The 19,588-nt window shown below is 41.8% G+C and carries 15 protein-coding genes and 2 pseudogenes; 14 read left to right on the top strand and 3 right to left on the bottom strand.

The window, feature by feature from the left end; all coding sequences use genetic code 11:
* Positions 1–81: 81 nt before the first annotated feature.
* The 5 genes from BN35_RS04405 to BN35_RS04385 all read left to right on the top strand — a co-directional run bounded on the left by BN35_RS04405 (position 82) and on the right by BN35_RS04385 (position 4,456).
* A complete protein-coding gene (locus BN35_RS04405) occupies positions 82–411 on the top strand; it encodes a hypothetical protein (protein WP_007175169.1) in 330 nt (109 codons plus the stop codon).
* Positions 404–607 carry a helix-turn-helix domain-containing protein gene (locus BN35_RS04400; RefSeq protein WP_007175168.1) on the top strand — a complete coding sequence of 68 codons (204 nt, stop codon included), beginning with the start codon at positions 404–406 and terminating at the stop codon, positions 605–607. The genes BN35_RS04405 and BN35_RS04400 overlap by 8 nt, the downstream gene beginning before the upstream one ends.
* Before the next feature lie 108 nt (positions 608–715).
* The gene (gene dnaG, locus BN35_RS04395) at positions 716–3,829 is read left to right on the top strand and encodes a DNA primase (RefSeq protein WP_028901105.1); all 3,114 of its coding nucleotides are present in this window, start codon (positions 716–718) and stop codon (positions 3,827–3,829) included.
* A 196-nt stretch (positions 3,830–4,025) separates the two neighbouring features.
* On the top strand, positions 4,026–4,334 hold the full coding sequence (locus BN35_RS04390) for a helix-turn-helix transcriptional regulator (protein WP_004347501.1): 309 nt from the start codon (positions 4,026–4,028) through the stop codon (positions 4,332–4,334).
* Positions 4,331–4,456: an XRE family transcriptional regulator gene (locus tag BN35_RS04385; protein WP_102938008.1), complete on the top strand. Its 126-nt coding sequence runs from the start codon at positions 4,331–4,333 to the stop codon at positions 4,454–4,456. The genes BN35_RS04390 and BN35_RS04385 overlap by 4 nt, the downstream gene beginning before the upstream one ends.
* Positions 4,457–4,942: 486 nt before the next feature.
* On the opposite strand, the pseudogene BN35_RS04380 reads toward BN35_RS04385, so the two are convergent.
* The 3 genes and pseudogenes from BN35_RS04380 to BN35_RS04365 all read right to left on the bottom strand — a co-directional run bounded on the left by BN35_RS04380 (position 4,943) and on the right by BN35_RS04365 (position 9,076).
* Positions 4,943–5,314: pseudogene (locus BN35_RS04380) on the bottom strand (hypothetical protein).
* A 399-nt stretch (positions 5,315–5,713) separates the two neighbouring features.
* A pseudogene (locus BN35_RS14075) lies at positions 5,714–5,885 on the bottom strand (IS982 family transposase); the annotation flags it as partial.
* Positions 5,886–7,432: 1,547 nt separating this feature from the next.
* Entirely contained in the window at positions 7,433–9,076 is a 1,644-nt protein-coding gene (locus BN35_RS04365; RefSeq protein WP_145992930.1) for a sigma factor-like helix-turn-helix DNA-binding protein, read from the bottom strand.
* Positions 9,077–9,250: 174 nt separating this feature from the next.
* Here BN35_RS04365 and BN35_RS04360 point away from each other — a divergent pair, with 174 nt between their 5' ends.
* The 9 genes from BN35_RS04360 to BN35_RS04325 all read left to right on the top strand — a co-directional run bounded on the left by BN35_RS04360 (position 9,251) and on the right by BN35_RS04325 (position 19,386).
* Positions 9,251–9,646, top strand: a complete 396-nt coding sequence (locus BN35_RS04360) for a hypothetical protein (RefSeq protein ID WP_025073033.1) — start codon at positions 9,251–9,253, stop codon at positions 9,644–9,646.
* A 76-nt stretch (positions 9,647–9,722) separates the two neighbouring features.
* Positions 9,723–10,430 (top strand): carboxypeptidase-like regulatory domain-containing protein, encoded by a 708-nt coding sequence (locus BN35_RS04355; protein WP_044071221.1) that lies wholly within the window; start codon positions 9,723–9,725, stop codon positions 10,428–10,430.
* Positions 10,427–12,400, top strand: coding sequence for a hypothetical protein (locus BN35_RS04350; RefSeq protein WP_044071219.1), 1,974 nt, complete (start codon positions 10,427–10,429; stop codon positions 12,398–12,400). Before BN35_RS04355 ends, BN35_RS04350 begins: the two co-directional genes overlap by 4 nt.
* Positions 12,401–12,440: 40 nt before the next feature.
* Positions 12,441–12,659, top strand: a complete 219-nt coding sequence (locus tag BN35_RS13590) for a hypothetical protein (RefSeq protein WP_145992929.1) — start codon at positions 12,441–12,443, stop codon at positions 12,657–12,659.
* A gap of 114 nt (positions 12,660–12,773) precedes the next feature.
* Positions 12,774–13,625, top strand: coding sequence for a GLPGLI family protein (locus BN35_RS04345; protein WP_025073030.1), 852 nt, complete (start codon positions 12,774–12,776; stop codon positions 13,623–13,625).
* A 4-nt stretch (positions 13,626–13,629) separates the two neighbouring features.
* A complete protein-coding gene (locus BN35_RS04340) occupies positions 13,630–14,862 on the top strand; it encodes a radical SAM peptide maturase (protein ID WP_025073029.1) in 1,233 nt (410 codons plus the stop codon).
* A gap of 10 nt (positions 14,863–14,872) precedes the next feature.
* Positions 14,873–16,066 carry a hypothetical protein gene (locus BN35_RS04335; protein ID WP_028901103.1) on the top strand — a complete coding sequence of 398 codons (1,194 nt, stop codon included), beginning with the start codon at positions 14,873–14,875 and terminating at the stop codon, positions 16,064–16,066.
* Positions 16,067–16,691: 625 nt separating this feature from the next.
* The gene (locus BN35_RS04330) at positions 16,692–18,902 is read left to right on the top strand and encodes a peptidase domain-containing ABC transporter (RefSeq protein WP_028901102.1); all 2,211 of its coding nucleotides are present in this window, start codon (positions 16,692–16,694) and stop codon (positions 18,900–18,902) included.
* A gap of 1 nt (position 18,903) precedes the next feature.
* Positions 18,904–19,386, top strand: a complete 483-nt coding sequence (locus tag BN35_RS04325; RefSeq protein ID WP_025073027.1) for a hypothetical protein — start codon at positions 18,904–18,906, stop codon at positions 19,384–19,386.
* Positions 19,387–19,588 lie beyond the last annotated feature (202 nt).

The following is a 19,588-nucleotide window of genomic DNA, read 5'->3' as shown; positions in this document are numbered from 1 at the left end:
TTGATATTCCCTCAGCAAGATAGATGCTCATTCTCTTTTGGATCTCAGTGCAATATTGCCCTCATTTAAAATCAGAAGATTATGCCAAAAGTAGAAAGAGTTATCCATCCAACGACATGGATTAGGGAAATTCATGTGGGCCAGTTGAAGATCACCAATGTATCACTGGACAAGCGTCACAGCTTTGTGAACATGATCAGCGACTACAACCGCTCTTGGGGAGCCATCGCTGGTAAGTTCATCCATTACAGCTACAACAGCTATGGCTGCCGGCTGGCCATCTATGCAGTATCATCAGAAGAACGTAAACAGGAATTAAACAAGGAAACAGATGAAGGAAAATGGAAAGAAAAACTCCCCATTGATTTCTACGGAAAGAAAGAATGGGAAACGGAAAGCGAGCATGACTGATTTCATGGCTGCCAGTCATGGAGTACTTAACACCTCGGACACGGTCTATACCGTGCCCGACATCGCCCTTATGCTCGGACGCAAGGAGTGTACCATCAGGAAGCGCATCGAAAAAGGCCTTATCCCAGCTCATAAGATGGGTCGTTGTTGGTATGTTCTGAAATCGGAGTTCATTGCAGAATTAAGAGATACTTAGCAAATCCTCTAAATAACAAGTGACTAAGTAGAAGCCCTTGGCCGACCCGCTGAGAAGCCAGTCGGCTGAGGCATTTTTTTGTAACCCCAAACATGATTAGAGGATGAAATGATACCCAAGGCCATTATAGAAAAGGTACTTGATGCGGCGCATATAGAAGAGGTGGTGGGCGAATTCTTGTCACTCCAGAAGCGAGGCATCATCTATCGTGCGCTGTGTCCTTTCCATCAGGAGAAGACACCGTCGTTTACAGTTACGCCCAACCGCAGCATGTTCTACTGTTTCGGGTGCCATAAAGGAGGTAATGCGATTACCTTCCTGATGGAGCATGAGAACATGACCTACCCAGAGGCCGTGAAGTGGCTGGGCAGGAAGTACGGCATAGAGGTGGAGGAACGTGAGGAAACCATCGATGAGAAGCAGCAGCGCCTGAAACGTGAGTCGCTACTGATTGTCAATGCCACCGTACATAAACATTACCGTGAGGTGTTTCTGCGCTACAAGCCTGCCCAGGACTATGCCTATCACCGCTGGGGGCAGAAGTATTGCGATGAGATAGAGATCGGTTTTGCGTCCATCGACGGCAAAGCCCTCGCTCATCTGCCCTTGCAAAAGGAATTTCTCCAGGAGTTGGGACTCATTAACAAGCAGGGCTACGACTTCTTCCAGGACCGTATCGTCATCCCCATCAAAGATCGCTACCAGCACATCATCGGCTTCACGGCCAGGGTGATGGACGACAGTCAGCCCAAGTATCTCAATAGCAAGGAGTCGTTTCTTTACAATAAGCGTAACACTGTCTTTGGTTTGGACGTGGCATGGCGGGCGGCAGGAAAGACCGAGCAGATGTACCTTGTGGAGGGAGCCCCCGACTGTATGCGTCTGCATGCCATTGGTGTGCAGAACGCCGTGGCCGACCTTGGTTCGGCATGGACAGCGGAGCAGTTTCAACTCATCAAGAGGGCAGCCAGTAAGGTGTGCTTCATTCCCGACAACGACCCACCCAAGGGCGGCGCCGATTATGGTACGGGTATCGAAGCCGTAATGAAGGCAGGGAAGCTCGCCACTGAACAGCACCTTATCGTATCGGTCAAGGAAATCCCCACCTCCAAGGAAGGTAAGAAGGAAGATCCCGATACCTATTTCAAGAATCAAGCGCTCTTCAAGGCTGTAGAGGAAGAGGACTTTATCCTGTGGCTGGCCGCCAAACTATTTGAGACGAGCGGCAACACTGAGCAAAAGAGTGATGCCGTGAAGCAGATAGCCCACCTCTTGTCCTTTATCGATGACGACACCAAGCTCACCATGTTCATTGATGCCCTCACCAAATATCACCGAGGAAAACTCTTCTGGCAGAAAGCCGTTGAGAACGAGAGGACGAGGCGCGACAGCCCAAAGGAGGACGAAATCGACCTAAACCGTCAGTACGGTTTTTGGATAGACCACGGCAAATACTTCTCCACCACCGAGAAGGGAGGAGTGATTGAATGGAGCAATTTTACGCTGACACCACTCTTCCACATCAAGGACCCGCTCATGGCCAAACGACTCTTCTTGCTCACCAACGAGTTAGGTATCAAGGAAATTATAGAGATGGAGCAGGAAGACCTTATCTCGTTACAAAAGTTCCGCCAAAAACTTGAATCTCTCGGCAACTTCATCTGGAAGGCTGGCGAGAAGGAACTCATTAAGCTGAAGTGCTTCCTTTACGAAAAGACCGAGACAGCAGCCCAAATCAAGCAACTCGGCTGGAACAAGAAAGGCTTCTATGCCTTTGGCAACGGCATCTATTATGGAGGGAAGTTCAGTGAAGTCAACGAATACGGTATCGTGCACCTGGACGAGAAGGGCAACTACTACCTGCCAGCCTTCTCTCAGATTTATAAGGAAAACACCGACTATTTCCGTTTCGAGCGTCAGTTTGTGCATTTCAATTTCTCAATGATTTTGCTCCGTGACTTCACCCGTCAGCTCTTCCTCGTCTTTGGCGACAATGGCAAGATAGGCTTCTGCTTTTATCTTGCCACCCTTTTCCGTGACATCATCACCCTCACCACACGCTCATTCCCCATCCTCGATCTCTTCGGTCCGAAGGGTTCTGGCAAGAGTGAGTTAGGACACACCTTGATGTCGTTCTTCGTGATTGACAACATACCGCCTAACATACAGAACTCCACCATTCCCGCCCTCAACGACACGGTAGCTGCCGCTGCCAATGCTCTGGTGCACATCGACGAATACAAGAACGGCATCGACACTGCCAAGATAGAGTTTATCAAAGGCCTTTGGGACGGTACTGGTCGCACCCGCATGAACATGACCACCGACAAGAAGAAGGAGACCACCGCCGTAGATGCAGGCGTGATTATCTCCGGACAAGAGATGCCTACGACCGACATCGCACTCTTCAGCCGGCTTATCTTCCTCTCGTTTCCCAAGTCAGACTTTACAGATGATGAAAAGAAGAACTACCAAAGATTGCTCATGATGCGTTCCAAAGGAATGACGCACTTAACCCTACAGCTTTTGACTCATAGGGAACTGTTTGTCAAAGCCTTTTATGATCAGTATCATTTGATATTGGATGATGTAAACAAACGGTTAGGCAGTAGGAATGTCATCGACCGCATTGTGCAAAACTGGGTGGTCCCACTTACAGCCTTCCGATGTTTGGAAGGCAAATTGGATCTGCCTCTCTCGTATTCAGAAGTATTGAATATCACGGTTGAAGGCATTATACACCAAAACATGGAATGTAAGACAAATGACGAGTTGGGTAGCTTCTGGCGCATGGTGCAGTTTCTCAATAGTGAGGGTGAAATTTACGAAGATGCCGACTTTAGAATTAGATCTGTCAGCCGGTTCCATTCCAGTATCATCAATGAAACGGAATGGGCAGAGCCGCACAAGATACTCTATCTTCAGAAGACCCGCATCTTCATGCTCTATAAGCTCAATGCCCACCGCAACGGAGAGACCTCACTGCCCGAAGAGTCGCTCCGTTACTATTTAGAAAACAGCAAAGAGTATCTGGGCGAGCAGCGCATGACGTATCATGTTGTCAAAAAGGGTAACCAGGTCCTTGACTTCGATCACCGTGATGCCAAGGGGCAGCCCACCAAAATGTCCGTCCAACAACGTTCCTATTGCTTTGATTATGAGAAGCTCGTCGAGGCGTTTGACATCAATCTGGAGATGACAAGGGAAGAAAATAATAGTTAAATACAACCTATGAGTTGTAGGACTCATCTCTATAACTTATCTTTGCAATATAAAAAAGAAAGAATGGAAGAACGAAGCCATACAACGGCGAAGCTGGTGAAACTGGAAAACGTCCGCCGTTTTCTCCTGAATGAGGATATTATCGACGACGATTCTTTCATAGATTATGTTACCACAATATAAAAAGGAGATAAGTATGAACCGAATTATAAGCAAACTGGAGGCGCACGAGAGCAAGACACCCTCTCGCTGGCGTGAGGCTGCCGAATACCGACAGGCCAACAAGTCGTGGCTTCGCCACTCGCAGCGTATTGCGATGCTTATGCTCGACAAGATGGACGAACTCCATCTCACCCAGACAGAACTTGCCCAGCGTATGGGCTGTTCGCAGCAGTATGTGTCAAAGATACTCCGAGGGAAAGAGAATCTCTCCATCGAGACGCTTTGCAAGATAGAAGATGCCCTCTCACTCCACTTACTCCCCAGCGAGGTAGAAACGGTATGATGAAGTTATACTCACATGACGAGATGCTCAACCGAGTGTTGGGCAGCAAAAACACGCCTGCCCGTAATGCTTACGAGCAGAAAACGAATCGCTTCTTGAAAAAGATAAAAGACGCTCATTGAGCAAAAAAGAGAAGTAACAAGACTCACTCTGTATACCTTAAGAACTGCTTGTGAGTCATGATAGGCTACCCGCCATTCTCAGGTAATTTGTCCTGGTAATGGCGACTTCATTTTTACCCTAAAAAAATCTCAGTAAACCCCGAAAATGCTTGTCTTGCTTGTCTTATATGTCTTGTCGTTGAGTATCAATAAATTATATGACTCTGATGTTGTCTTGACTTGTCATCGCTTGTCTTAGAAAATGGTCGAAGTGGAGAATCTTTCTATTTTAGTCAAATAATATAAGTCTTGTCTAATAACAAAGAATATTATATTATTGTATATCAATACTTTATGTGTTTATGACAAATAAGACAGAAAAGACAGCCAAAATATATGTGTCCTACAAAAAATACAAAGGCGGAAGCTTCGCCTATTCTATAACGCTTAGCTGCACTCGGCCATTTGAAAGCGAGCTTTCATGGCTCTCGCTTGAAAAGTCTTTCGTTACTGCTCATCATATAGCCTTGACAGGAAGTCCGTAGTCGTTTGTCCTGTATCTCGGCAATTGGACAGGGCTTAAAGTCTAATATCTGCCTAATGCTCAATATGTCCAGTCCATACCGAGATCCAGCCACTTTGATGCCTTCCATCTCCTTTACAGAGGCGTAGCCATACTCCGTTTCAGCTATCCCCACTACGATACAGAACAAAGTAAAGTCGTTGCCTTTTGGTTGCCCCTCCAGTACATACCAGCGGATGAGTCCAAATTCAAACAAAACAGACGCAAGTGGCGTTCTTCTGCTTCCCATCCTGAAAATAAAGAGGAAAGTCTTTCTGCTGTTCGGCGGGTTTTGCCGTCATCAAACGATTTGCCATATAAAATGCTATAGTGGAGCAGTGGTGAGCCACCCCATTACCTAACTTTGTTTAGTTTCCCTCTTGTGAAATCTAATGACTTCTTCGGGGGAACGAACCTGAGTTCGGGATAAGAGAAATCAAGGAATCTAAGCGGCTTTATCTGCCTATTGGCGCAAAATGTACTTGGAACAATTGACTGGAGATGTATAAGCAAGGCCAAAGGATAAGAATGGTGACGAGCTTTTTATTCCAAAGGACAAACGTGCATTGTCTCGTAATCTTGGGCTTTTCTTTTTATGAATCCCAGCGATAGGCAGACAATGCCTACCTGCTCAAAGAGCCGAAACAAGAAGACAGAAAGACTGACTTGTTAAAAAGAATGCGTCCAGCAGAGCGTGCCGCCTTAATGGAAGAGGGTTGAGGAACTTTTCTTTTCCCGTTGACTTGATTTCCAGCATATTGCTTGCAGATTTCAAGTATTTTTTTGAACTTTGCCATGAGGTTGTGCATCACAAAGATTTTATGACCTAATTGGGTTTGTACCACTAAGTTACTAAAAAGTTAACGACGTGTACAACTTTTTACTCATGTTTATCAACTTAAATTAATTCCGCCAACGAGTTAAAGAATAAAAGGTTTACTCCCAATCAACCCAAAATATCACACATTTTTAATAACTATTTTGAAATAAAAGTCATCACAAATGAATAAGAATACTTTTTTTGTTATAAAATAGCTATTTTTTTGTTTGCAGGTTGTAGTTATGTAAATAATAGAAAGATGGCCGTCCTATCTCTTCAAGAATTACCTATTTTTGTACAAGACACATTGAGGAAACTACCGATAGATAAATATGGATGTTACCCTGATTTAATAGATTTCACAAATAAATTTCATTATAGAAGTACGACAATTGGGCCTTGGCAACATTTGCAGATTCTAACGGATTCCATAAATCCAGAGGTCGTGGGTTCGGGTCCCACCAAAGATACACTGATTATCAATGAGTTACGGAAATTTCCGCAACTCCTTTTTCTTGTACGCTCGGCATGAGCATTTTCTAACGGGTGGAAGTCCCGAGTAAACCCTAATAGCGGGAATTACATAGCCAAAGGCAAGGGTGTTCATCGTGAGGTGAAATCTGAAGGAAGCCGGCGGCAAACATCTGGCCTAACGAACAGAAACTTCATATAAGGCATATGACCATGGATAAGATTGCCAGACAAATCAAAGTCCCATAGCTATTCGGAATGGTCGGTGGAGTTTCCTTGAGCTTAGCGAAAAAATGAAGTAGGTATAAGATGGAAAGATAATGTTCTTATCCGAGGAGGTCTCACGGACGTTTCAAATAGTTGTTTTTACGAAAGAAGCGGAGTAAAGCTTGCCGTGAGAAGTCAGCAGAGGTCATAGTACCCAAGGTACGTGTGCCTACAGGGAAGGACCGAATCGTGCAGTGCAATAGTAAATGAATGCTACCCTGCGAAATTCTTCGTCAGATGTCCGAAAGGAGCTCTCTATCCAAGACGATAGGACGGAATCCGACAATAGGGTAGAAGTGACGTTACTCAAAGGGATAGCTGAAAACAACTTGCCACACACCGTGAGGTGTAAAAGTACGAAACCGCCGTATGCCGAACGGCACGTACGGTGGTGTGGGAGGTCGGTAAATGTGAAAGTAGGAGGTAAATGCCTTTTATGAATAACATTTACCTCCTACCCGATTGATTGCGAACACCATGCGAACACGTTGAGGTTCTGTTAAGTGTATGATACGTTATTTTCTATCTGCTCAAATCAGTATAATAAATTACCATAATAGAGTATCATAACAAGTAATTTAGTGGGGCGAATACAAAAAGAAACGCTAGAAGTGTGCTTGTTAAGTGGTACTAGCGAGGAATATATATGGTATTATCCCAGTTCTTCCTTATTGTTTTCATGATTATATTTCGATAATTCTTAAGCAAAGAGGACTAATAATAAATTGGCATAGGAGATTATTCCTTATACGTAGTTTGAAGGGAAGGAGATCTTTAAAGCTATTTTTTTTGAAGGGTATCTAAGAATTCTAAAAAAGGGACAAAGCCACACCCTCTCTTTGGATTTGTTTTTTTGTATAATGAATACTTGATTTGACTACTCTTTATTGCGCTTTTTCTGATTTCTTGAAAGTGCTGTTCTTATAGCACCCTCACTTACGCCTAATCTTTCTGCAATTTTAGTTTGCGATAATCCTAAATGCAGGAGAATATAAATGAGCTTATTCCTGTCTGTAAGGTGTTGAAATTCTTTATCGAGTTCATAGAGATACTCAGCATCAACAAGTTTATAATATTCAATGAAAGCATGAAAATGATATTTTTCCCAAGTAATAATTGTTTTTTCTTTTAAGATATTTTCATAACATTGACGGCCATCAGCAAGAAAGCCATTATGGTGTTCTTCCACTTTGGCTATTTCTTGTTTCAGTTTGTTTATTTCGTTTTTCTGCTTGAGACGTAACGTGTCAGTATCGGCCAAGTTTTTTTCTACCTCACCAATCTGCTTGTTTAAAATGGAAATTTCTAATTGATCATCAGATAGCATAGACTTCATCTTATGGACTCTCAATCTAAGATATATAATAAGTAAACCAATACTTAGTATAAGAGCTAAGACTGCCGTTAAGATATAAGCGTAAATTCGTTGTTGCTTTTGTTCTCTCAATTGCTGCTCAAAGTTATTCTGCACAGCTTCCACGTCTTTCCGATTATCTGCTTTTAAAATACTATCTTCGAGCTGTACTAGCTGCATGGATAGTAGATTTGCCGATTTATAATCTTTATCATGCAATTTCATATCTCGCCTAAGTTCAATGAGAGCATAACAGTGTTTCCCGTTACATTGTTTGTCGGCTATGTTAAGAAATTGATAGGCTTCTTCTTTTCTTCCTTGATTATATCTGCGGGCTGCCATATATAGATATGGGGTAATATTACTCTTAACGCTCAAAGCCTTATGCATAAATTGTTCCATCAGTTTTGGGTCTTGTAATTGATAATGTTGCCCAAGAACCTCTAAGACATCCATCTGCCCTTTCTCGCTCATGCGAGGCAAGAGTTGTAAAAGTCGTTGCATATATAACTGAGCTTCCTTTGTTTTTCCTAAGCTATTATAGCTTAAAGTAAGCAAGTAATACTCGTATCCCTCCCAGTCTGGCTTATGCAACTGCTGAGCTAAAGGCAATGCTTTTAGCGCATATACTATGGCAATTCCCATTGCCTCATTCCGCATATTGTTCAGTGAAAGACTCTCATAGATATGGTGTTGTGTCATAAGATCTGATTTTGCAACACGTTGCTCTGCCTTTTTGTAAAATAGTATTGCCTCTTTTATTTTTCCTTTGTCAGCCAAGAGCTCCCCTTTCAGAAAGAAGCAGCGTGCCAAGAGACCATCTTTATCCTGATGTTCGTAGTAAGAAATACTTTTATCTAAATCAATCTCTTTTTTAATAGGTTGAAATAGCCTCCATGCGGTCAAGATAGAAAGAAAATTATATTTAGCACGCTCACTTTCATTCATGCTAATTCCTCTCAACTGGTACAATTCTTTTTCGGCATCATTTAGCTTGTCTACAGCCAAGAGCGAATCAACATTTGCTAATTGCTTTTCTGTAGAAGAATTTGTACATCCTAAAAGTGTAATTGCACAACATATTATTATGACAAGAAATTGGATTTTAGTTTTCTTCCTCATAGTTGCAAAAATACAAATATTTTCTAATACATTGCTGAAAACCATGAATATCCTTGTTACATTTTATGAGATTTTTTGATGGTAAATTTTTATAAATCGTTAATAGTAAGATAGTTTCTTGTTTTCATAATGTAACAATGTTAAAAAAATAAATCCAAAATAATTTTGAATCCACTGTTCAATCTTCTAATTTTGAAACAAACCAAAACTTAAATTATCATGGTAAGATTATTAAATCCTGAAAAATTAAAGTTCAAACTCGTATTGGTATGCTTGATGTTAAGTGGATGTTTACTTAACTTATCCGCTGCGCCTTTGAACTCAGAGGGAGAAGTCGTAGTTGTACACACAGATACTCCAAAATCATCAACAACAACTTCAGGACCGAGACATGCTCCAAAGGATAGAAATACTAAAACAGTCTATTTAGAATTCTTACAAGATGTTGATGATGTAACTATCGTAATAAACGTATCAGGCCAGAATACAAAAACAATTACAGGTGGAGATATTTTATCCGGCAACGAAATTCCTGTTATTCTGTCGTATAATTCGGGTGAAGTTAGTATAGAGGTCTATTCAATTGGTGTGTTAATAGAGGTAATAGCGCTTTAGTATAACCCCCCAATTAATATTTTACTTTCTGTATGGTATAAAACACAGTTTTTGACAAGCAGTAATGACTTCATCTATGGATGCATTCAATGAATTACGCAGAATATTGCACGACGCCTCCCACAGTAGATTGATTACTCTACTGTGTCTTGCATTTCATGTTCTGGTTGTGCAGGCCACGATAGGGCCAGATACGGTTATTTCGGGTAAGGTTGTCAATGCGTCCAATTCCTCACCCATCTCTGATGCCAATGTATATGCCACGGACCCGAACGATATAACTCAAATCGTCAGCTATACGATGACAGACGACAAAGGATTGTTTAAACTTCAGGTCAACAGCGACAAAGACAGCCTGATGCTCATCGTATCGGGCATGTCGATCGCCACGAACAAGCAGAAAGTCGCGGTTCGGTCGGCCAACTATACCATTCGCGTGAAAGAGGAAGCGAAGGTGCTGAAAGAGGTCATTGTAAAGGCCGACAGGATTTTCGCCAACAAAGATACCGTGAACTATAATGTGGCCTCCTTTGTCAATCCCAACGACAAATCGCTGGCGGATGTACTCAAGAAGATGCCGGGCATTCAGGTGGAGAAGAGCGGGGCCATCTCCTACAACGGCAAGGCTGTCAGCAAGATGAAGATCGAGGGCATGGACATGATGAAAGGCCACTATGGCGTCGCCACCAACAATCTGGATCCCAACAACATCGCCACGGTGCAGGTGATGGACAACGACCAGGACATCAAGGCACACAGGGGCTTCAGGAAACCGACAAGGTGAATATCAACCTCAAATTGAAGGCGAGCGCCAAGGGTGTGTTCAACCTCATCGCTGACTTAGGCGCGGGAGTTGAAAGCAAAACCGATGACCAGAAGACCAAAGCCGTTTGGGACAACTCGCTGATTGCGACCTACTTTAAACGCAAGGCGCAGTGGTTTGCCACCTATTCCACGAATGACGTGGGAATAGATCTGTCGAGCGAATTGCATACCGGCGACAACGGCGCCCCTTCTTACACGCCCGTGCTCACGGGTATAGCATCCACTACGGCCGTGGGGCTCGATCGCAGCAAGTATGATTTCAACCGCTCACACTCTGTTACCTACAACAATGTGTATCGTGTGGGCAAGGAGGGCGAACTGGGTATCAATGCCGCTTACTACACCGACCGGAGTTTGCTCCGCAGCAGCCAGACCATGAGCCATCTGCTGCCCGACAACACTTACAATGTGGTGTCTGAGGACAATCACCATGTGCAACATACGGACGCAGCCTATGGCGACATCTCCTACATCGGCAATCAGGACAAGAACTATCTCAAGAATCAGATCCTGTTCAACTACACCAGACAGAAGACCGATGGATCGGTGACTTCCTCACAGCCCATAGCAGAAAATGCCTTCATGGAGAACTACCGGCTCACCGATATTTTCTCTTTGATCGGGCGTTCGTCCGAAATGAGAGGTTATAACATCAGCTCCAAAATCAATCTTGAGAAATCGCCACAGCATCTCAGCGTACTGCCCAACCTATTCGAAAAATACATCGACGGCACATCGCTTTCTCAGCAGGTACACCGCACCAGCGTTCTGTTTGACAACAGCATAGAATGGTTGTCTGCCTTCGTGATAGGAGGTCTGAGCTTTCATCCCTATGTCACGTTGACCTACAGGCGTGACGGGCTGACGAGTGCCTTGGGAAGACTGGAGAACGACTTGTCGTACAGCACCCTCGACACCAAGCTGGCACTCTACATCAACAAGCTGACACCTTACTGGAATTTCTATTTCACGCTGCCACTGAACAATCACTACACCCAGTTGAACAACCGAATGGACGCCATCAAGCAGCACCGCAATTGGTTGCTGTTCACTCCCAATGCCTCGGTGAAGTTCACGCCCACGTCCGCTCACGACATCACGCTTAAGGCAGGCATCAAGACGACCGAACCCAACATCGAACAATTGTACACCCATCCGCTCCTGGCCACTTATCGCATCCTCTCGGCCTATCAGACGCCAACCTTGTATGAGGCGTATTCGGAGTATGGCGGACTGGAATGGAAATGGAAGAATGTTTTCGCCATGCGCTTCCTGAGCATCACGCTGAACTATACCCACGATTCGCCCAAGGTGCTGTATGGAAGCAGTTACGACGGCACGGTGGAGAGATATATCAGTAAGGAGGTGAACGAGCATGCCGACAATGCTTCTGCAGGATTTACCCTCAGCCAGGGATTTACCTGGTGGAAGTCCAAGTTCACCCTGTCTGGCAATTACTTCTGCAACGAGTCGCCATTGCTGATACAGGACGCCGTGGAAAGATACAGTTCACAGGCAATGAACTGGGGCGCAACGGTCTACATGGAACCATGCCCGGCGTTCAACATATTGTACGAAGGCAACTACGGTCAGACGTGGTCAAGGCTGAAGGGTGGGGAGCCCGTGCCCACCATGCGGCAAATGACGAATACCATGAAGTTGAATGTCAGCTTGAATAAGAACATTTCCCTTGAAGGTGACGTTTACCAGTATTACAACAATCGCAATGCCGACCATCAGTCGTTTGTGGTGTCTTCGGCAAGTGCGAAGATCATCATCAAGCGAATACAGCTTACCTTGTCTTGTGATAACATCTTCAACCGCCAAGAGTATGTTTTCACCACCCGCTCAGCCCTCAACACGTCCACGGCATCATTCCCGATACATGGGCGCACCATCATGCTGAAGATAAGGTTCAGAATAATTTGAATAAAGTTCCGGAACATAATAATAACAAAAAACAATTTCTATGAAATTAAAAATTAATTCTTTATCACGTGAGGTTCTTACCGATCGTGAACAGAACAGAATCACAGGTGGTTCCGTTTCTGCAAGTAGCAGTAGTGCTTCTGCTATTGGTGATCTTTGTTTATGTGGATGTATTGGTGCTTCATCGAACCATGATAATGGGTGCGCCAATAAAAAGGGAGGTCTACAATCACCGGGTGGAGGAACAGCATACCCATAAACAAGTTTGTTTGTAACTATGATTGTTACTCTATTCTGTTAAACTAAAAATGCATGGGTAGGAAGAAAATGGTTATTTTCTATTCTTCCCATGCAATTAATTAACTATTTTTATATGAAAAAAGAATCTTTGATATTTTTTTGTTGTTTGATTGCCCTATATGCTAACGCTCAAATTAATACGTTGACCCAAATTTTTTCTAAGCAGATTGTACTGGATACGGCAAAGTATAAAATAACATATCAAATGAAGTTTCCTATAGTAAAGGGAGACTCTTTGAACGATGATATCCGAGTAATTTTAATAGGTGGGCATCTCGTAAAAGATTATAGTTATAAGATGTTTATTAGTGATTCACTAGCTACCCAAAAAGTTAGGCGTGGTGCAGATTCTTATAAAGGGTTAAAGGGACAGATCTTTCCATACGAGATTTATAACAACTACTCTGCAGGGCATAATTTAATAGTGTATCGTGCCATTCTCAATATGGGTAATTATCAATATGAAGAGCCAACGCCAAGTATAAATTGGAAGCTAAGTCCCGATGAGCATAAAGCCATACTTGGATACATTTGTAATAAAGCAACTACAACATATGCTGGAAGGAACTATACTGCATGGTATGCATTAGAGCTCCCCTTAAATGCAGGCCCTTTTAAATTTTCAGGTTTGCCAGGACTTATCATGCAGGTAGAAGAAAGTGAGCATAAATACTATTGGGAAATAAAAGGACTTGAAATTGTCAATTATCCGATTTACTATTACACATATACTTATCCAAAGTTGACGAAAACAACGAGAGAAAAGACACGGGCGCTGATGGATAAAATATTTGCTTCTCCTATTGTGATGTATAAACTTTTAACAGGCTACGATACAATGTATCAGAATAAGGATGGATCGTATCGAGTGGCGGGTAAAGCCGATGATTATCCCATTGATTATGAACGAATAGAAAGGGAGTAAAGATATGAACTTTATTAATGCAGAAATAGTAAAACATTGTTTGGCTAATACTCCTCAAATTACATTTGAGATTACGGAGAAATGTAACCTTTCGTGTAGTTATTGTGGCTATGGAAAGATATACAATAACAAAGATCCCAGGAGTAATAGAAGTTTGAGGCCTAAAGATGCCTACGCTTTTCTTATGTATATTAAGGGCTTGTGGGAAACTGGTTATAGTACAACAGGAGATGATATAATATACATTAGTTTTTATGGTGGAGAACCCCTATTAAACATGGATTTTATTCAGTCATGTGTTTCATATATTGAAGAACACCTATGTGGTTTTAATAAAACCTTCGTTTTTTCACTTACAACAAATGCTCTACTTTTACCAAAATATATGGATTACTTTGCAGAGAAGAATTTTAGATTGCTAATCAGTTTGGATGGCGACGAACAAGGTTCTTCTTATAGGCAATATCATACTGAGAAACCAGCTTTCAAAGATATTGTTGCAGCGGTAAATAAATTGAGAGAGAAATATCCTATCTATTACAAAGATTGTGTTAACTTCAACTCAGTCCTTAGCAATAGAAGTACAGTAGAATCTATCAATAGGTTTATTTTGTTGGAGTTTGGTAAGGTTCCAAGTATTAGCGAAATTAACGATACGGGTATCAACCCTGATTATAAAGATGAGTTTATGGCGATGTACCGAAATAAGGAAGACTCAATGGTGCGTGTTAATAAAATGGATAATTTCTTGAATGATCCTCGTTTTGACGGCATTGCTCGTTATATGCAAATGCATTCACCTTTCTTTTATTTGGGGTATGAAGAGCTGTTTTTTGGGAAGAAGCAGAGAAAATTCATTCCGACGGGTACATGTTTGCCATTTGGAAAAAAAGTCTTTATAACTGTTGGTGGAAAAATAATGCCTTGTGAAAGAATAGGCTATCAGTACTACTTAGGGATGGTCAAAGATGGAGAAATTAATATTGACTTTGAAGCTATTGCCCAAAAGTATAATGAGTACTATACAAGAGCAGAAAAGAACTGCCAATGCTGCGCTGATAGAAGAACATGTTTGTGCTGCATGTTTAATAATGGTATTGTAGATAATAGAAAGGATAAATGCAGCTATTTCGTTACCCAAACAGAAGCGGATGTAAGAAGTAGGGACGTAGAAGACTTTTTTATGATTTACCCTGAAGCATATAGTTATATTCAGAAATATTACGAAACAATATAAATTATTTACTATGGTGCAAATAATGAAATGGGTAGTTGTCCAGCCTCAGGTCTTTGTAGACTTTACTAATAATGAGATCCTCTTATACGACACAGAAAAATCGACTTATTTTATATCAGGAGATGATGACCTAATTTCTCTAATTCATCAATTATATGAACCTATGAATATGGGAGTATTAAGAAAAGAACAAATTCATAATTGTGAATCAGAAGATATAAGGAAAGCGTTTAATGAAGGTTTTCTTGTGGAAAAAAGCCTACCTATAGGGAAGCGACCTGTTAATTTTTTGCCTATTCCTAATATTCAATATGACTTGGAAAAAGAGAATACTACGGGTATAGAGCAGTTAAAGAAATTTAGAAATACACTTAATCTAGTAACAGCTTTATATTTTCAACTCACGGATGGCTATGCTTATGGAGATGTTGCTGCTAGTAGAAATAGGGTAGCTAAGCAATACAGTACTCCATCATACCACAATACGCAAAATGTACTTTCTCCTACTTTATTGAATAGCATTCTTTCCGAGGCTCGTTTTACGCAATTAACAAATATTGACATTTTGATTGCTTCTGAAGGTCTTTCAAAAGAATATCTAAATGTGTTGGAACAACATCGTTTTAACTATCATTTTCATGTTTATAATCAAGATTTTGAGACTCTGATTAGAAGTTTAAATTCTCAAAAGAAGATATTAATTTCTTGTTACTGTGAGGATATTACAACAATTCGTCATTTTAATTCACAAGAGATAGCTAATATTAGTGTAGAATATATTGGACTTGTGGAAAAAGAAATAGAGAATTCCGAAACTTATGATAGACTTCTCCCAGTATGGAATGATACAAATCAAGTTTTCTTCCGGGAGAATGTATTTTTAGAAAGTAATGAAATTCTCTCATCAAAGTATACTTTTGATGATATATTTCGGCATAAAAAAATAAATGCTAACTTTTTTGGTGCATTGATGATTCATCCCTCTGGGGACATAACTCCTTACCTTTCTGATGCAATAGTTGGCCAATGTAGCTACGAACAAAATAATTTGCAGAAAGCAGTGAAGAAAGAACTTATAGAAAATCACAGATGGAGATTAACACGTGATAAGGGAACATGTAAAAATTGCATTAAAAGATTTTTATGTCCTTCAATTACATCCTTTGAATGCAATTTTAGGGTACCTAAAATCTGTTTTAAATAGGAATCTTTGAATGTAGATGGAGTAATTTTTATAAGACAGGACGATAGCATGCTTTGTGGCATGATTTGCCTGCAGATAATTTGTAAAAAAATGAAATAATCTAAAGCAATTAACTTGTGAAACAAGTACATCCGATAATCTGCCTTCTTTTCATGCCACTATGGGTCACAGAGAATTTGCTAACATTCCTCTCCATCTTAATAGCTTCTATTGGAATGTGTCAGCACAAATGTCGTACAGAGACTTTGCGTTGGCTATGTTCTACAAAAAAACAGGAAAGTCTCTTTAGAATGAAACTGTCATTGCACGGGTATCAATACAGGCGTTACTCTAATGTGGAATAAGGCTAGTTGCACGCTCTATGCTCAGATGATGTATGTTGGGCTTGGGGATGGAGATACTTAATTTACTACAAATTACTCTAAGGTTAATCCTTATAAATCTGTTGTAAAAATACCTGAGAATGGGAATATGCTGACTTTGGGATTTGTTTGGAATCTCGACTTTGGCAAGCGGAATAACAAGATAAATAGGAGACTCAATAACTATGATAATAATGAAAGTATAGTAAAAGTGCAAGAGTAGTAGAATAATCTATGTATTTCTTCAATACCAACCAAATAGAATGAAGTTTTATAAACAAAAAGATGCAATGGACTGCGGTCCGTCTTGTTTGGCGATGATTGCCCAATACAATAAGTTACAACCTGATATTGAGGCGATACGACGAACTTGCGCGTTAAGTAGGGATGGCGTTTCATTGTGGGGTATTAGTAAGGCTGCAGAAAGTATTGGATTCAAGACGATTGGGGGATACTTCTCCTTAGAAACACTTACTTCCGAAGTTCCCCTTCCTTGTATTGCGCACTGGGACCAAAATCATTTTACCGTTGTTTATAAGATAAAGAAGCACAAAAAAGGGGAAATTACTATCTATGTGGCAGATCCAGCAAGAGGCTTAGTGACATACAACAAGCGAGAATTTTGCGAGCATTGGGTGAGCACCAAGTCCAACGGCGAAGAGAAGGGAGTTGCTCTGCTCCTCGAGCCGATGGGACGATTCTGTTCTCAAAAAAAAACAGAAACAGCGCCAATTCAAAATCGAATGAAATTCCTTTGGAATTACCTCAAGAAATACAAGCGATTCTTCACGCAACTGGTACTTGGCCTGTTGCTCAGTTCACTGCTACAACTCGTTTTCCCGTTCCTCACTCAAGCCATCGTTGATACGGGTATCGGAGGAAAGAACATCGGCTTTGTATGGTTAGTACTTTTAGCTGAAATGATGCTCCTATTCAGCCGTACTGCCATCGACTTTATCCGTTCAAAGATTCTTCTGCACATCTCCACACGCATCAATATCTCGCTCATCTCGGACTTTTTCATCAAACTGATGAAACTTCCGATGAAATTCTTCGACACCAAACTGATGGGTGACCTTCTGCAACGCATTGAAGATCACCGACGTGTGGAGCAGTTCCTTACATCAAGCAGTCTAAGTCTGCTGTTCTCGTTTATAACATTTCTTGTGTTCGGCATCGTCCTTGCAGTCTACAATCTCGGTATCTTCCTCGTGTTCCTATTGGGCACATCGCTTTATGCAGGCTGGATAATCCTCTTTCTAAAAAAGCGTAGACAGCTAGACTACAAGTATTTCGAGCAAGCCGGGCGCAACCGCAACGTTACCTACCAACTCATAGGCGGTATGCAGGAAATCAAGTTGCAGGGATGCGAGCAGCGTAAACGGTGGGAATGGGAAGACGTGCAAGCTGACCTTTTCAAGGTCAATCTGCAATCTCTGAACCTCCAACAAGTACAACAGGCCGGGAGTATTACCATCAATGAAGTAAAGAATATTCTGATTACCGTTCTTGCTGCCACTGCCGTGATACATGGCAATATGACCCTCGGTATGATGCTGGCGGTGCAATATATCATCGGACAGCTTAACAGCCCCGTGGAGCAACTCATACAATTCATTTACTCGTGGCAAGACGTAAGCATCAGTCTTGATCGCATGAACGAAATCCATACCGAAACCAATGAGGAGAATGTCGAACGGACACAAAACACATATTCGGAAGAAACAACCGAAGGACATTCTCTCACGATAAAAAACATCACTTTCAAATACGATATATATAGTTCGAAAGATATTCTCTCGGACATCAATCTCTCCATCCCCAACGGCAAGGTTACGGCAATTGTCGGAGCGAGCGGAAGCGGGAAAACCACGCTTGTAAAGCTCCTGTTAGGCTTTTATGAGCCATTGAATGGTAGTATCCGGATAGGCAATGCCAATCTGAATGAATATAATCTCGGTTGGTGGCGAAGCCAATGCGGAGCTGTGATGCAAGAGGGCTATCTCTTCTCCGATACCATTGCGAGAAACATTGCCATATCTGGTGATGAACCCGATTTAGAGCGTATCCGCCACGTAGCCCGAGTGGCAAACATTGCCGATTACATCGAAGACTTGCCTTTGGCTTACAATACGATGATAGGACAGGATGGGCAGGGCATCAGTCAGGGACAACGGCAACGAATTCTTATTGCAAGGGTCGTTTACAAGAATCCGATGTTTGTTTTCTTGGATGAAGCCACCAATGCCCTCGATGCCACCAATGAACGTGCCATTACAGAAAACCTCTCAGAGTTCTACAAGGAAAAAACCGTGGTAATAGTGGCGCACCGTCTTTCCACTGTTCGCAGTGCCGACCAGATAGTAGTCTTGGATGAGGGTAAAATTGCAGAAGTGGGTACACACGAGGAACTGACTGCCAAACGTGGCAAATACTTTGCCTTGGTGAAGAATCAATTAGAATTGGGAAACTGAAATGGAAGAACAGGAAAAGAAACAGGAACAATTTTTTGACCTTCGTAGCGAGAAAGTCCGTAGTATCGTAGGGCAGATACCCTCTTCACTTGTCCGCTATGGGATTACAGCTATTGGATTGGTCTTGCTTTGCCTTTTGGCAGTAGCCTATTTCCTACCTTATAAACAGGTTTATTCGGGAACAGCTACTATACACAAAACGATAATCACGCCAAACGATAGCACCGTTTTAACTATTTTTCTCAAGTTTGATAACAGTCGTCCTAATAATGTAAACGGACAAATGCTCTATCTGCAATCGCTTGACGGAACATTTGCAGGGCAGATACGAAGCCTTTCCTCAGTCCGTGACACATTGGAGCGCCAGGAAGCCAAATGCCGTTTTAAGTCAACAGACATAAAACCCATAGAAAACCAAACGGTAGATTTTCAGATAGTGTGTTCATCGGGAAATATGCTGCAAAAAATGCTTGGGGGTATATAATCCCATAGCACATTTTTTATCTCTCTCTCTTGATAATCAATGGTGAAACTCACCGCTTTCACTTGCAAAGCGATGAGTTCATTTTGCTGTAGGTTAAACTTTTGTAACAATGACTTTTTAAATTTTTTAGCAATACAGAAGTGCTTTTGAGTTCTACTTGATATTAGTTCGTGCTAATGAGATCGGACAGTTCATTCTGTGA

The sequence above is a fragment of the Hoylesella timonensis 4401737 = DSM 22865 = JCM 15640 genome (assembly GCF_000455445.1).
Classification (GTDB): domain Bacteria; phylum Bacteroidota; class Bacteroidia; order Bacteroidales; family Bacteroidaceae; genus Prevotella; species Prevotella timonensis.
This window is presented reverse-complemented; position numbering and strand designations above follow the sequence as displayed.